Raw genomic sequence first — 13622 nt, 5'->3', positions numbered from 1 at the left:
CTCAGTCGGCGAGGTCGACCACGACGGGTGCGTGATCGCTCGCGCCCTTGCCCTTGCGCTCCTCACGGTCGATGAACGCACCGGTGACCCGCGCGGCGAGTGCCGGCGATCCGAGGATGAAGTCGATGCGCATGCCCTTGCGCTTGGGGAAGCTCAGCTGTTGGTAGTCCCAGTACGTGTAGACCCCGGGACCGGGCGTGTGGGGGCGGACCACATCGGCATACCCGCTCTCGACGATCGCGTTGAACGCCGCGCGCTCGGCCGGCGACACGTGGGTCTTACCGGCGAAGACGTCGATGTCCCACACGTCGTCATCCTGCGGAGCGATGTTCCAGTCTCCGGTGAGCGCGACCTGCGCCGTGGGGTCGTCGACCAGCCAGGCCTCGCCGGCCGCCCGCAACCGCTCGAGCCACTGGAGCTTGTAGACGTAGTGCTCGTGATCCAGCTCCCGGCCGTTGGGGACGTACAGGCTCCACATGCGCACCGATCCGCAGGTCGCGCCGATCGCCCGCGGCTCGAGCACCTCGCCGAACTGCGGCTGGTCGTCGGCGAACTGTGTGGCGACGTCCTCCAGACCCACGCGCGACGCGATCGCCACACCGTTCCACTGGTTCATGCCGAAATGCGCGAACTCGTACCCCATCGAGGAGAGCTCCAGCGCCGGGAACTGGTCCTCGCGGCACTTCGTCTCCTGCAAGGCCAGGACATCGACCTCGTGGCGCTCCAGGAAGGCGAGCACGCGATCGATACGGCTCCGGATCGAGTTGACGTTCCAGGTCGCAATACGCACGGGTCGAACCTACCCGGAGCGCCCGACAACCCATCCCCTCGGGCGGCGCCTCGTCGATCCGACGGCCGGGCGGGCTCAGAAGTCGACGCGCAACGGGTAGTGAGCGTTGCCGTCCGGCCCGGCCTTGACGCCCAGCACGTGGTGCAACTCGATCTCGTTGCGCTCGAACGCCAGCCGGGAGCCGGCCATGTACAGACCCCACACCTTGGCGCGACCGAGGGTGACCTCCTTGAGCGCCTCGTCCCAGTTCGCCTCGAGGTTCTCGCACCAGCCCTTGAGGGTCAGCGCGTAGTGCTCGCGCAAGTTCTCCGCGTGCCGCACCTCCAGTCCCGCGTCCTGCATCGCGACGGTGATGCGACCGACGCCGGTGAGCTCGCCGTCGGGGAAGACGTACCGGTCGATGAACGCGCCCGCGGTGGCCCGCGAGACGTTGTCGGGCCGCGTGATGCAGTGGTTGAGCATGCGGCCGCCATCGCGCAGATGGTCGTAGGCGAAGCGGAAGTAGTCCGGGTAGTTGCGCACGCCGATGTGCTCGGTGAGCCCGATCGAACTGATGGCGTCGAAGCCCGTCTCGGTGAGATCGCGGTAGTCGCTGTGGCGCACCTCCGCGAGGTCGGCGAGCCCCTCGTCCACGATGGCCTTCTGCGCCCAGTCGGCCTGCTCGCGCGACAAGGTGACGCCGAGGGCCTTGACGCCGTAGTGCTTCGCGGCATGGCGGACCATGCCGCCCCAGCCGCACCCGAGGTCGAGCAGACGGTCACCGGGCTTGAGGTCGAGCTTGCGGCAGATGAGGTCGTACTTGGCGTACTGCGCCTCCTCCAGCGTCGCCTCGGCCGCCGGGAACAGGGCGCAGGTGTAGGTCATCGACGGACCCAGCACGAGCTCGTAGAACCGGTTCGAGACGTCGTAGTGATGCTGGATGGCCGTCGCGTCGCGATTCTTGTGATGGCGCAAGCCTTCCAGCGCACGGCGCCACTTCGGCAGGTGCTCCTCGGCCGGCGGTGGCGGCGGCTTGAGGTGCTCGAGCCCGAGACTGCGCAGCACCTGCAGCATCTCCGCGGCCGACGGCACCTTGAAGCGCAGCTGGCTGAGGATGAGCGCCATGGCCTCGTACGGATTGCCTGGATGGACGCCGTCGACCTGCAGGTCTCCGGCCACGTACGCACGGGCGAAACCGAGGTCGCCCGGTGCGGTCATGAGGTAGGACAGCCCGCGCTCGTTCACCAGCCGGACCGTGATCGGCGAGTCCTCCGGCCCCCCGACGCTGCCGTCGTACGCCTCGAACCGGAAGGGCAGGCCGCCCTTCATGAGCCGCCCGAGCGCATCGGCGATGGAGAGCTTGGTGTGGGAGTCGATCGTCATGAGTTCCTCACTGCCTTGTCGTACAGGGTGTTGAGACGCTCGTCGGGGTCGTACTGCTGGCGCAGACGATCGAGGCGGGCGGTGTCGTAGAGCGAGTCGAAGGTGAACCGGTCGTAGAAGGCCTCGGAGTAGAGGGATTTGTGGCCGCCGAGGCGGTGGACCGCCTCTTCGATCCGGCGGTTGACGGCTCCGGGCGGGTTGTCGGCCGGAACCACCACCGTTCCCCAGAAGCCGGCGTTGACGTACAGCCGTCCGGGTTCGAGGGGGTAGGTGGGCCAGGCCCGGGTCGTCCGCAGCGGGCACAGCCACACCGGACGCATGCCGACCTCGGCATCGAACCACTCGAGGAAGTCGCCCAGCTGCTCCAGCGGCACCTCGATGTCCTGGATGACCTTCTCGCGGCCGGAGACGCCCTTGATGCGGTCGAGGATCCTGCTCGCGCCGTACTTCGCGTCGAGGCCGACGAGCTTGTGATAGACGTCGCTGCGGCGCCAACGCCGCGGCCACACCCTGCGCACGAGCGGGTGCTGTGCCCCGAACGCGCCGGAGCACCAGAACCAGTCGGTGTCCCAGCGCCACAAGTAATCGTGCATCGTCAGGCGGTCGCTGCGCCGCTCGCGGATGGAGCGGAAGTAGATCTGCTGTCCCGCGTAGTCGCTGGTCGGACCCGGCGTGTCGGTGAACGTGGCCAGGGTCAGGTAGATCTCGTCGGGAGTGAAGGCGGTTCCGTCGATCGCGTCGACCCGCTGGCCGTCGTACGTCGCGCCGTCGGCCACCTCCTCGATGATCTTCGCGGCCTCGGTCGCCCCGTTGGCGCGGACGTGGCGCAGCGCGACGAAACGCGGCACCTGCTCCAGGCGGATACGCAGGCGCACGGCGTAACCGAGACTGCCGTAGGAGTTGGGGAACGCGTCGAACAGCTCGGCGTGCTCGTTGTCGGGCGTGGCGGTGACGAGATCACCGGAGCCGGTGAGGATGTCCATCTCTAGCACGGCCTCGTGCGGCAACCCATTGCGCAGCGACGTGGACTCGATGCCCAGACCCGTGACAGCACCGCCGAGCGTGATGGTGCGAAGCTGCGGGACGACCGTCGGGATGAAACCGTGCGGCAACGTCTCGTCGACCAGCCGCTCGTACGTGCACATCCCCTGAACGTCGGCGGTGCCGGCCTCGGGATCGAGGGCGATGACCCCGTCCAGTCCGCTGACGTCCAGACCGGGACCGGTCGACTCCGCGCGGGGCCGGAACAGATTGGAGGTGTGTTTGGCCAGGCGGACTGGCGCGCCGGGAGCGATCCGGCGATAGGAGGCGCGGAGCGCCTCGACGGCTCGGCGATGTTGTTCCCACCCCTGCATAAGTGCAGGTTATCCCTCCGCCTCTGTCGCCTGTCCAGCCATGGGGCACGTGAGAAGGATGACCGCACGACCAGGAATAACCTCCGCGCCACCCGCGCGCCCACCTCCGCGAGTGGCGCGGATTCGCGCTCGAGTCGCCCGATCGGTGACGAACTGGCACCACTCGCGAACGAATGATCACCACTCGGCGCCCTCAGCGCAGGAGCCAGATGAGCGCCTCGGACGGCTCGTCGGCGGTCAGCGTCCCGACGAGTTCATCGGTGCGCAGCTCATCGCCGGGACCGAGCAGGTCCTCGCCCAGCCGCAGCCGGCCTCGCGTCACGTGCAGCAGCGTTCGCGGCGCGGCCGGCACCTCGACGACGTCGCCGGCCGCAAGCACCGCGACGCGCAGTTCGGCGGGCGCGTGCACGTCGACGCTTCGGTACACACCGGCGATGACGGCACCCACCTCGACCTGCGCATACTCAGGATCGCCCTCGTTCTCACTGCGCAACATCATCTGGACGAACGTGAGCCCCTCGGTATCGGAGGCATTGCGCTCGGTGTGGCTCACCCCGGCGCCCGCGCTCAGTCGCTGCGCCAGGCCCGGAGGAATCTCGCCGCCCGCGCCCGTCGAGTCCTCGTGCGCGAGCAACCCGTCCAGCACCCACGTGACGATCTCGACGTCGCTGTGCCGGTGAGCGTCGTACCCCGCTCCCGGCTCGATGTGCTCGGTGTTGATCGCCACGATCGGACCGAAGCTGATGTTGCCGGCGTCGTAGTGGGCGCCGTAGGAGAACGAGTGGAACGTCGTCGTGCCGTCTCCCTCGGTCCGGAAGCGCTGATCGGCGCGGCGGAGTTCACGCATAGCCGAGCTCGTGGAGGCGGGCGTCGTCGATGCCGAAGAAGTGGGCGATCTCGTGCACGACGGTGATCCGGACCTCCTCGACCACGTCCTCCTCGGTGTCGCAGATCGCCAGCAGCGGGCGGCGGAAGATCGTGATGCGGTCGGGAAGAGTGCCGCCGTAGTGCGCGTCGCGCTCGGTCAGCGGCACGCCGTCGTAGAGGCCCAGCAAGTGCGGGTCCTCCGCGGGGGCGTCGTCCTCGATGAAGAGCACGACATTGTCGAGCAAGGCGGCCAGCTGCGCGGGCACCTGATCCAGCGCGAGGACACAGAGTTCCTCGAAGCGGTCCTCGCTCATCTCGATCACGTGCCCAGTCTGCCGCACTCCCCACAGCCGGGCAGGTGACCCACGCGCGGGCACGACCCACTATGCTGGCGGGGTCCGGCCCCCTTCGTCTAGCGGCCTAGGACGCCGCCCTTTCAAGGCGGTAGCGCGGGTTCGAATCCCGTAGGGGGTACGTAGCGCCGGCGGCCGGGAACGGCCGCCGTTCGCATTTCTGCGGCGCTCGCGGCGGATCGCCACCGCCGCACCGCTGCGCCCGGCGGTGGCTGCCCTCATCGGACGGCCCGCGCGATGCGCCCGGCGCACACGAGGCAGACGGGCACCAGCCACCACGAGAACATGCTCCGCCGCGGCTTGCGGAGGCCGCAGGTGCGGCAGCGGCGCTTCAGCATGGTGCCTTCCCCTCGTAATGTCGCGGCACGATCCTAACCGCACGCTGCGCCGGTGTGACCTGCGTGTCATTCCCCTCCGGCGACCTGCAGGTCTATGTTGAGCGAGTGCGGCTACGCCCCTCTGCAGCATCACCGCGCATTTCAGCCCGGCACCGCCCGTTGCGACCGGCCCGGACCGTCTTCGCGGCGTTCGCCATCGCCGGCATCCTCGGCACCCTCCTGTTGATGCTTCCGGTCGCACGAGCGGGTCCCGGCGGCGCCAGCGCGCTCGACGCGCTGTTCACTGCCACTTCGGCGCTGTGCGTCACCGGACTGGTCACGGTCGACACGCCGGTCTACTGGAGCGGCTTCGGCCAGGTCGTCATCCTCGCGCTCATCCAGATCGGCGGCTTCGGGGTCATGACGTTCGCATCGGTGGTCGGCCTGGCCGTCGTGCGGCGTCTGTCGTTCCGGTCCAAACTCCGGGCGGCCACCGAGGCCAAGAGCCTCGGGCTGAACGACGTGCGATCACTCGTGCTCGGCGTGGTCCGAATCTCGCTCGTCGTCGAGGCGACGGTCGCGGTCGTCCTCACCCTGCGGTTCGCCCTGGGCTACGACATCGCCCTCCCGAGGGCCGCCTGGCTCGGCATCTTCCACGCCGTCTCGGCATTCAACAATGCCGGGTTCGCCCTGTTCAGCGACAGTCTGACGAGGTACGCCACCGACGCGTGGATCTGCCTGCCGCTCTGCGCCGCCATCGTGATCGGCGGCCTCGGTTTTCCGGTCATCATGCAGCTGCGGCGCCACCTGCGCGTCGCCCGACTGTGGACCATGAACACGCGACTGGTGCTGTTCGGTACCGGCGTATTGCTTCTCGGTGGGACCGTGTTCATCACCCTGGTGGAGTGGCGGAACCCGCAGACCCTCGGCGCGATGGCCTGGCACGACAAGCTGCTCGTCGGGTTCTTCCACTCGGTCCAGACGCGCACCGCCGGCTTCAACAGCGTCGACATCGGCGCGATGGACAGCGCGACCTGGCTGGGGATGAACGTTCTGATGTTCATCGGCGGCGGGCCGGCGGGCACCGCGGGCGGGATCAAGGTCACCACGTTCGCGGTGCTGCTCTTCATCATCGTCACGGAGATTCGCGGCGAGACGGCCGTCAACGTCTTCGGGAAGCGGCTGTCGCGGTCGGTGCATCGCCAGGCCATCGCGGTCTCGCTGACCGCCGTGGCCCTCGTGGTCGGCAGCACGATGGTGCTGATGCTCGTCACGGAGTTCACCCTCGACGAGGTCCTCTTCGAGGTCGTCTCCGCTTTCGCGACGGTCGGTCTCTCGACCGGCATCACCGCCGATCTCCCTCCGGTGGGCCAACTGGTCCTCGTGCCGCTCATGTTCATCGGCCGCCTCGGGCCGATCACCTTCGCTTCGGCTCTGGCTCTGCGCGAGCGCCGGCGCGCCTACGAACTCCCGAAGGAGAGACCGATCATTGGTTAAATTGCATCTGTTCGGCGGGACCGACCCCGCCGAGGTCGCGGCCGCCGACTCCGTCGTCGTCATCGGACTCGGCCGATTCGGTCAGGCGCTCGCGCTCGAGCTCATGGACAACGGCACGGACGTGCTGGGAATCGACGAGCGCGAGGACGCGGCGCAGAGCCTCAACGGCCTGCTGACCCACGTCGTTCAGGCCGACGCGACCAAGGAGGAGGCGCTGCGTCAACTCTCGGTCCACGAGTTCGACCGCGCCGTCGTCGCGATCGGCACCGACATCGAGGCCAGCATCCTCGTGACGTCGCTGCTGCTGCGGTTCGGCATCCGCGACATCTGGGCGAAGGCGGTCAGCGACCCGCACGGGGCGATCCTCGAGCAACTCGGTGTGGGCCACGTCGTGTACCCGGAGAAGGACATGGGTCGGCGGGTCGCCCACCTCGTCCGCGGGCGCATGCAGGACTACATCGAGGTCGGCGACGACTTCGCGCTGGTGAAGACCACCGTGCACCCGGAGTTCCTCGGCCGCCCGCTCGGCGAAACCGGCATCCGTGGACGCTTCGGCGTCACCGTGACCGCGTTCAAACGCGAGGGGCAACCGTGGAGCTATGCCACCGCCGAGACGGTGCTGGAACCGGGTGACACGATCCTCGTCACCGGTCCGGTGCGAAGGGCAGAATCGTTCAGCCAGCGGATGTGACCGACGTCGGGTCCCCACCGCCTCCTCAGGTCGAGGCGGTGAGGTCCCGGCGCCGGAACCGCACGAGCCCCGCCCCGACGACGACCGCCGCCACCGCCAGGAGACCGAGCAACGGGGCGATCCGGGGTTCCTCCAGCGGCATGCGCGCGACGTGCTCGAACGGCGAGAGGTCCAGCGCCAGGCGCGGCGGCTCGAACAGCGGCGCGAAGTACCCCATGAAGATCGCGTACCCGGCGAGCACCCACGCTGCGTTCGCCCACCGCGGGCGCACGGCGAAGCCGAGTCCGGCCACGGCGATCACCACGGCCACCGCGGGAAGGAACAACAGGTGGGCCGCGACGATGTCCAGAACGCGACTCGCGTCGCCGAGCACGGCCGCCACGGCGAGCGCCATCCCCAGTCCCGAGGCGAACAGTTGCACGAGCGCCCCGACGAGCGCGGCGACGATGGCGGCGCCCATCCAGGTCGTGCGCGACACGGCGGTCGACAGCACGAGTTCTGCTCGGCCGCTCTGTTCCTCGCTCGTCAGGCGGTGGACCGCGGCGATGCCGTAGCAGGAGGCGAGGGTGGCGTTGAAGAACGCCATGACGGAGAGGAAGCCGTCGAGGAGCCGTCCGGAGCTGCCGCCGAGGATGGCGAGCAGGTCCTCGGGGAGGTCGGCGAACGACACCTGGACCGACTCGGCCAGCGCCCCGTACAGGACGCCCGCGGCAGTCAGACCGGCGGTCCACGCGATCAGGCTGGAGCGCTCCAGACGCAGCGCCAGGGTCCACGGCCCCGACAGGGCGGCACTGGCCTCGCCGCGGCCCGGTCGTGACGACAGGAGACCGGCCCCCACGTCGCGGCGCGCTTGGAGCGTGGCCGCCGTCGCGATGCTCAGGACTGCCAGCGCGAGGCACAGCAGCAGCGGCCACGCCCGGTCGTCGACGAACACCCGCGTCTGTTGCGCCCACGCGAACGGGGAGAACCAGGACAACGCGCTGCCATGCTCGGCGAGGGCGTCACCGGCGCCCCGGATGACGAGCGCGGCTCCCACGCACGCCGAGGCCATTCCGGTCGCGGCGCGCGCATGCTCGGTGAGTTGGGCGATGACAGCGGCCACCCCGGCGAAGGCAAGGCCCAGCGCCGTGACGCTCGCCCCGAATAGGATCGCTCCACCGGCGGGGAACCCGTTCGCCAGGACGACGGCGACGAGCAGTCCGAGGAGCACGTCGGCGGCCACCGCGATCACGGTCACGGCTGCGAGGGGAGCCAAGGCGCCCACCGCGCCGGCCCTGACCAGTTCCGTGCGACCCGACTCCTCGTCACCGCGGGTATGGCGGACCACCAGGAGAACGTTCATGAACGCGACCGCGAGCAGGACGTACAGGCCGTAGACCGCAGCGAACACCGACGGGTAACTCGGGTCGCTCAACCCGTAGCCCGGCCCGGTCAGCAGCGTGCCGGCCGGCCCCTGGATGAAGGTCACGACCGCTCGGAGCTCGTCGATGGTCGGGTAGGCCACGTCGAGGGCGGCTGCGTAGTAGGCGGCGGAGGCCGTGATGGCTGCGATCCATACGGGGAGCCGGACACGATCACGGCGCAGACCGAGCCGGACCAGGGCGGGAGTCCCGGCGAACGCCGTCATGACCGGGCCCCTTCGGTCTCGGGCTCGTCGACGCTGCCGTAGTACCGCATGAACAGCTCCTCCAGCGACGGCGGCGTACTGACGATGCTGGTGATCCGGGCGTCGGCGAGGATCCGCATGACGTCCGCGGCGTGCTCGCCGTCGAGCGAGAACTCGGCACGCCCGTCGCGCGTCCTGAAGTCGTGCACCCCGGGATGGTCGGCGAGTGGCGCGACGGCGTCGACGGTCTGCACGCCGACGCTGCTGCGGGTGAGGTGGCGCAGCTCGCTGAGCCGTCCGGCCTGCACCGTCGCGCCGGCGCGCACGATGGTGACGGTGTCGCAGAGCTTCTCGACCTCGGCGAGAATGTGGCTCGAGAGCAGAATGGTGCGGCCTGCGGCTTTCAGCTCGCCGACGATCTCCTGGAACACCGCTTCCATGAGCGGATCGAGGCCCGAGGTCGGTTCGTCGAGAATGTAGAGCTCGACGTCGGCGGCGAGGGCGGCCACGAGCGCGACTTTCTGCCGGTTGCCCTTCGAGTACGTGCGCGCCTTCTTGCGAGGGTCGAGCTCGAACCGCTCGATGAGCTCGTCACGTCGCGCCGTATCGACTCCGCCACGCAAGCGTCCGAGTACGTCGATCGCCTCTCCGCCGGTGAGGTTCGGCCAGAGCGTGACGTCGCCGGGAACGTAGGCCAGCCGCCGGTGCAGTGCGACCGCATCGTCCCACGGGTCCTGCCCGAGGACTCGAATCTCGCCGGAGTCGGCCCGCAACAGGCCCAGCAGGATGCGGATCGTCGTGGACTTGCCCGCTCCGTTGGGGCCGAGGAAGGCGGCGACCTGTCCGGGTTCCACGGTGAGGTCGAGCCGGTCGAGGGCCTTGACCGGCCCGAACGACTTGGACAGCGCGGTGACGTCGATGACTGGTGACATGGCAGAACTGCCTTTCTGACGGACGCGATCAGGTCGCGTCGGCCTCGTTGACGGAGGACGTCGTCGAAGAGTCGGAGGCGAGGAACGCCTCCAGGAACGTGGTGTCGGTCAGCAGACCGTGGGAGTACAGCTCCAGAGCCGGAAGCGTCGCGTGGCGCACGTAGTCGTCCCACGCCTCGCGGGGGTCATCACGCTCGCTCAGGGTGAACTCCAGGAGGAGCGCCCCCATGCTGGCCATGGTGAGGAAGCGGGCCCGGGCCTCGGGGTCGATGCTCGGCACGACGCTGCCGTTCGCGACTCCGGCGTCGAGGTAGACGCGGGTGCTCTGAATCAGCCGCTCGAGAAAGTCGCGGGCGAACGCGCCACCCGACTGCAGGCTCCGCACCATGTAGTGGACGTAGACCGACATTTCGCCCGACTGGCGCATGTACTCCCCGAGCGTCGCCATCAGGTGCGTACTCGCGGCCTGTTCCTCCATGAGGTGCTCGACGTACTCCAGCACGTGCGTATCGCACGCGGCGCGCAGCCCGTCCTTGGACCCGAAATGGTGGCGGATGAGCCCGAGGGAGACCCCGGCGGTCTCGGCGATGCCCCGCAACCCGACGTCGAAGCCGTCGCGGCCGAAGCGCTCGATCGCCGCCCGCTGGATGCGGGCGCGCGTCGTGAGGTCCCCGGGAGCTATACGCATGAACAGTAGACTATTCACTCGTATAGTCGGGCGCAAGAGGCAGCCGGGAGCCCAGAGGCTGCGCGCCCCTCGGTCTCAGTGAGCGAGCAGCACGTCCTCGAGCCGTTGCAGCAGATGAGCCGGGAGATCCTGGTCGTCGCCCGTCGCATTGAGGGTGATGGCCACCGCGACCTGCGCCTCCGGGTGGTACATCGCGAGCGCCTGGTAACCCAGACCGTTGCCGGTATGGCCGATCCAGTCACCGATCCGGCCGATCCCGAGGCCGTAGGCGTCGTAGAGCGGACTTTGCGGGTCCGCGTCGGTGGGGCCGAATGCCTCGAGTCTCGCTTCCTGAGTCGCCGGAGTCAGGACAGCGCCGGTACCGAGGGCCTGCGCCCAGGAGGCGAGGTCGCCGACCGTTCCGAAGAGACCTCCGGAGGCCCCGAACGCGCTGGCTCGCACCACGGGCAGTTCGTCGACTCCTTCGTCGGCCACCTCGAAGGGCTCCGCCGCCCCGGCAGGCAGTTCGCCTGCGTCGCCGGGATAGCGCACGGATTCCAGCCCCAACGGCTCGGTCACGGTGGTGACCACCGCCTGCGCCCAGGTGCCGCCGGTGACCTGCTCGATCGCCCGGGCCAGCAGCAAGGTGTTGGTGTTCGAGTACTGGTAGCTCGTCCCCGGTGCGAACGTCTCGGGCTGGCCCCGCACGAGACCGAACAGGTCCGCGTCGCTCCAACTTCGCTCCGGATCGGCCGAAAGCGCATCGATGAGACCCGGTTGAGCCGAGTAGTTGGGCACACCGGACCGCATGGCGGCGAGCTGACGAAGCGTGGCCGCCGCCGGGTTCACGCCGTCTTCGGGCGCCGGAGTGGGCGCCTCGAGTTCGAGCAGCCCCTCCTCGACCAGGGTCAACGCGGCGGTGACGACGAAGGACTTGGTGACGCTGCGGTAGGCGAAGAGCGTCTCCTCCGTCACCGGGCTTCCCTCGTCGGCCTCCCCGACCGGATAGACCCGCAGGGTGTCGTCAACGCGGACCGCGAGCGCCCCGCCGGGCACCTTGGCCTTCGTCAGTTCGGCAGCGAAGAGCTCCGCGACATCGGCTTCCTCGTGGGCGCGCTGGCCGCACGCAGCCAATGCCACGACGAGGAGCAGTGCTGCGACGGCCGACAGGCGTTGCCGGCGTTTCACGTCCGTCATGGCGTTCAGCGTACGTGTCACCACAGACGGGTGTGAAGGGACGAGCGGTTCAGCTCACCCGGTATGACGCCCCGTCAGTTTGTCGAGCAGCCGATCGACCATGCCGACGCCGGGGCCGACGGCCTTATGGAAGAGCTCGGAATGCGGCGCGTGCGGATGCGGTCGCGTGGGCGCCACCTTCTTGGCGTTCTGCACCTTGTCGCCCAGCTGGACCCGTTCGTCGTGCGGGATGTGCTCGCGCAGCTTCGGGAACTGCTCGGACTCCTCGTCGTCGGCGTGATGACGCAGCTGCGCTTCCAGTTCTCGTGCCAATTCCATGAAACGCGGGTCCTCGGCGTCCACGTCCTCCAGCTTCTTCATGACCTGGACGATCTCGTCGTGCTCCTGCTTGTCGTGCTCGACCTCCTCACGCCCGTTGGGGACGTGCTCCTCCATCGCCGGGTAGACGAACATCTCCTCGGCGATGGCGTGCCGCATGACCTCGGCGATCACGGTGTCGGCGAGATCGCGGCGCCGCTCGGGATCTGTCGACTGTTCGATCTCGGCGAGGAGTTCGAGCATCTGGCGGTGGTCGGTCGTGAGGATGTCGGTGACGTCCTCGCCTGCCGTGCGATCGTTCGCGTCCATGGAGCCTCCTGTCGGTCCGGTGCCGAAAGGGTCGCGGGCCACGCTCCTCCAAGGGAGGAACAGAGCGCAGGAGCGCGGCCCGCGACACATCAGAGGCATACCCCCGACCCCGCTGCTCGAATCGGATCGCGCCGATACTGAGTGCCATGACCATCGCCGGACGCTATGCGCCCTCCCCGTCGGGCGATCTGCACGTCGGCAATCTCCGGACCGCGCTCCTCGCGTGGCTGTTCGCCCGCTCCACCGACCGCGCGTTCTGGATGCGTGTCGAGGACCTCGACCGAGTGCGCGAAGGGGCGGCGGAACGCCAGCTCGAGGACCTCGCCGCGCTGGGCCTCGACTGGGACGGGCGCCCGGTCCGGCAGTCGCAGCGTCGCGAGCTGTACGCCGCCGCCATCGAGCGCCTCGCCGCGGAGGGCCGGACGTTCGAGTGCTTCTGCACCCGACGCGAGATCCTCGACGCGCCCACGGCCCCGCACCTGCCACCCGGCGCTTACCCCGGGACGTGCCGCACGCTGACCGAGCAGGAGCGCGCCGCACGCCGACGCGAGCGACCGCCTGCCATCCGCTTGCGTAGCGAGGTCGACGAGTGGTCGGTCACCGACGCTCTGCACGGCACGGTGACGGCCAGCGTCGACGATCTCGTTCTGCGCCGTAACGACGGCATTCCCGCCTACAACCTCGCGGTCGTGGTCGACGATGGTGCCCAGGGCATCGACCAGGTCGTCCGCGGCGACGATCTGCTGACGTCCGCGCCGCGCCAGGCGTATTTGGCGTCCCTCCTCGGCATCGAGCCCCCCGAGTACGCCCACGTCCCGCTGGCGCTCAACCTCGAGGGCAAGCGGCTGGCCAAGCGCGACGGAGCGGTGACCTACCGCGAACTCACCGCGCGCGGGATCGACGTCTTCGACCTCATCGCGGCGTCGCTCGGCCTGGTCGGCGACAGCCCGCAAGCGCTGCTCGACGGCTTCGATCCCTCCCAGCTGCCGCGGGAACCGTGGACGTTCGTGCCACCGGCGCCGGCGTGACGAGCGACCCGCCACCCCCGTGTTGGAGGCTCAGGCACCGTGCAGTAGAGTTGCGTTCGCGGTTGTTACCGCAGCACACAACGAGGCCCCGTGGCGCAGTTGGTTAGCGCGCCGCCCTGTCACGGCGGAGGTCGCGGGTTCGAGTCCCGTCGGGGTCGCCAGTGTGCAGCGAGGCTCATGTCGGTTCGGCATGGGCCTCCTGTCATTTCCGGGTTCGGGCTGCGGGATAGGTGGTCGAGTAGCGGCGAGCTCTGCGAGCCGCGTATCGAGACCACACCTCACGCCACCCGGCATCGACACGCCGGTCGCTGAGCGACCTCCTACTCGACCGGC

Annotated in this window: 13 protein-coding genes and 2 tRNA genes; 5 read left to right on the top strand and 10 right to left on the bottom strand. The window is 69.1% G+C overall.

Going from position 1 to position 13622, the window contains the following annotated elements; all coding sequences use genetic code 11:
* Position 1: 1 nt before the first annotated feature.
* The 5 genes from D9V41_RS12965 to D9V41_RS12945 form a co-directional block, all read right to left on the bottom strand.
* On the bottom strand, positions 2–790 hold the full coding sequence (locus D9V41_RS12965) for an exodeoxyribonuclease III (RefSeq protein ID WP_121795005.1): 789 nt from the start codon (positions 788–790) through the stop codon (positions 2–4).
* A 75-nt stretch (positions 791–865) separates the two neighbouring features.
* Positions 866–2152, bottom strand: a complete 1287-nt coding sequence (locus D9V41_RS12960; protein WP_121795004.1) for a class I SAM-dependent methyltransferase — start codon at positions 2150–2152, stop codon at positions 866–868.
* Complete coding sequence (locus D9V41_RS12955) at positions 2149–3507, bottom strand: FAD-binding oxidoreductase (RefSeq protein WP_121795003.1); 1359 nt, start codon at positions 3505–3507, stop codon at positions 2149–2151. The genes D9V41_RS12960 and D9V41_RS12955 overlap by 4 nt, the downstream gene beginning before the upstream one ends.
* Before the next feature lie 193 nt (positions 3508–3700).
* Positions 3701–4354, bottom strand: a complete 654-nt coding sequence (locus D9V41_RS12950; RefSeq protein ID WP_121795002.1) for a pirin family protein — start codon at positions 4352–4354, stop codon at positions 3701–3703.
* Entirely contained in the window at positions 4347–4688 is a 342-nt protein-coding gene (locus D9V41_RS12945; RefSeq protein ID WP_121795001.1) for a metallopeptidase family protein, read from the bottom strand. The genes D9V41_RS12950 and D9V41_RS12945 overlap by 8 nt, the downstream gene beginning before the upstream one ends.
* 87 nt (positions 4689–4775) lie before the next feature.
* Here D9V41_RS12945 and D9V41_RS12940 point away from each other — a divergent pair.
* The 3 genes from D9V41_RS12940 (at position 4776) to D9V41_RS12930 (ending at position 7232) form a co-directional block, all read left to right on the top strand.
* Positions 4776–4848: transfer RNA gene (locus tag D9V41_RS12940), tRNA-Glu, on the top strand.
* A 280-nt stretch (positions 4849–5128) separates the two neighbouring features.
* Complete coding sequence (locus D9V41_RS12935) at positions 5129–6541, top strand: TrkH family potassium uptake protein (protein ID WP_243697268.1); 1413 nt, start codon at positions 5129–5131, stop codon at positions 6539–6541.
* Positions 6534–7232, top strand: coding sequence for a potassium channel family protein (locus D9V41_RS12930; protein WP_121795000.1), 699 nt, complete (start codon positions 6534–6536; stop codon positions 7230–7232). Before D9V41_RS12935 ends, D9V41_RS12930 begins: the two co-directional genes overlap by 8 nt.
* A 25-nt stretch (positions 7233–7257) precedes the next feature.
* Here D9V41_RS12930 and D9V41_RS12925 read toward each other — a convergent pair whose 3' ends face one another.
* The 5 genes from D9V41_RS12925 to D9V41_RS12905 form a co-directional block, all read right to left on the bottom strand.
* A complete protein-coding gene (locus tag D9V41_RS12925; protein WP_121794999.1) occupies positions 7258–8859 on the bottom strand; it encodes an ABC transporter permease in 1602 nt (533 codons plus the stop codon).
* On the bottom strand, positions 8856–9770 hold the full coding sequence (locus tag D9V41_RS12920) for an ABC transporter ATP-binding protein (RefSeq protein ID WP_121794998.1): 915 nt from the start codon (positions 9768–9770) through the stop codon (positions 8856–8858). Before D9V41_RS12920 ends, D9V41_RS12925 begins: the two co-directional genes overlap by 4 nt.
* A 28-nt stretch (positions 9771–9798) precedes the next feature.
* Positions 9799–10458, bottom strand: a complete 660-nt coding sequence (locus D9V41_RS12915) for a TetR/AcrR family transcriptional regulator (RefSeq protein ID WP_121794997.1) — start codon at positions 10456–10458, stop codon at positions 9799–9801.
* Positions 10459–10533: 75 nt separating this feature from the next.
* The gene (locus tag D9V41_RS12910; RefSeq protein ID WP_121794996.1) at positions 10534–11634 is read right to left on the bottom strand and encodes a serine hydrolase domain-containing protein; all 1101 of its coding nucleotides are present in this window, start codon (positions 11632–11634) and stop codon (positions 10534–10536) included.
* Positions 11635–11688: 54 nt separating this feature from the next.
* Positions 11689–12261 (bottom strand): hemerythrin domain-containing protein, encoded by a 573-nt coding sequence (locus tag D9V41_RS12905; protein ID WP_121794995.1) that lies wholly within the window; start codon positions 12259–12261, stop codon positions 11689–11691.
* Between the two features lie 146 nt (positions 12262–12407).
* Here D9V41_RS12905 and gluQRS point away from each other — a divergent pair, with 146 nt between their 5' ends.
* A complete protein-coding gene (gene gluQRS, locus D9V41_RS12900; protein ID WP_121794994.1) occupies positions 12408–13289 on the top strand; it encodes a tRNA glutamyl-Q(34) synthetase GluQRS in 882 nt (293 codons plus the stop codon).
* 84 nt (positions 13290–13373) lie between these two features.
* Positions 13374–13450: transfer RNA gene (locus D9V41_RS12895), tRNA-Asp, on the top strand.
* Positions 13451–13622: the final 172 nt, after the last annotated feature.

Source organism: Aeromicrobium phragmitis, assembly GCF_003674095.1.
Classification (GTDB): Bacteria; Actinomycetota; Actinomycetes; order Propionibacteriales; family Nocardioidaceae; genus Aeromicrobium; species Aeromicrobium phragmitis.
The sequence above is the reverse complement of the archived record's forward strand: the minus strand, read 5'-3'. Positions and strand labels throughout refer to the sequence as shown.

Coding starts and splice junctions, on each gene's coding strand:
- D9V41_RS12905 (WP_121794995.1), bottom strand. CDS start 12,261: ATGGACGCGAACGATCGCACGGCAGGCGAGGACGTCACCGACATCCTC.
- D9V41_RS12920 (WP_121794998.1), bottom strand. CDS start 9,770: ATGTCACCAGTCATCGACGTCACCGCGCTGTCCAAGTCGTTCGGGCCG.
- gluQRS (WP_121794994.1), top strand. CDS start 12,408: ATGACCATCGCCGGACGCTATGCGCCCTCCCCGTCGGGCGATCTGCAC.
- D9V41_RS12945 (WP_121795001.1), bottom strand. CDS start 4,688: ATGAGCGAGGACCGCTTCGAGGAACTCTGTGTCCTCGCGCTGGATCAG.
- D9V41_RS12925 (WP_121794999.1), bottom strand. CDS start 8,859: ATGACGGCGTTCGCCGGGACTCCCGCCCTGGTCCGGCTCGGTCTGCGC.
- D9V41_RS12960 (WP_121795004.1), bottom strand. CDS start 2,152: ATGACGATCGACTCCCACACCAAGCTCTCCATCGCCGATGCGCTCGGG.
- D9V41_RS12915 (WP_121794997.1), bottom strand. CDS start 10,458: ATGCGTATAGCTCCCGGGGACCTCACGACGCGCGCCCGCATCCAGCGG.
- D9V41_RS12910 (WP_121794996.1), bottom strand. CDS start 11,634: ATGACGGACGTGAAACGCCGGCAACGCCTGTCGGCCGTCGCAGCACTG.
- D9V41_RS12950 (WP_121795002.1), bottom strand. CDS start 4,354: ATGCGTGAACTCCGCCGCGCCGATCAGCGCTTCCGGACCGAGGGAGAC.
- D9V41_RS12955 (WP_121795003.1), bottom strand. CDS start 3,507: ATGCAGGGGTGGGAACAACATCGCCGAGCCGTCGAGGCGCTCCGCGCC.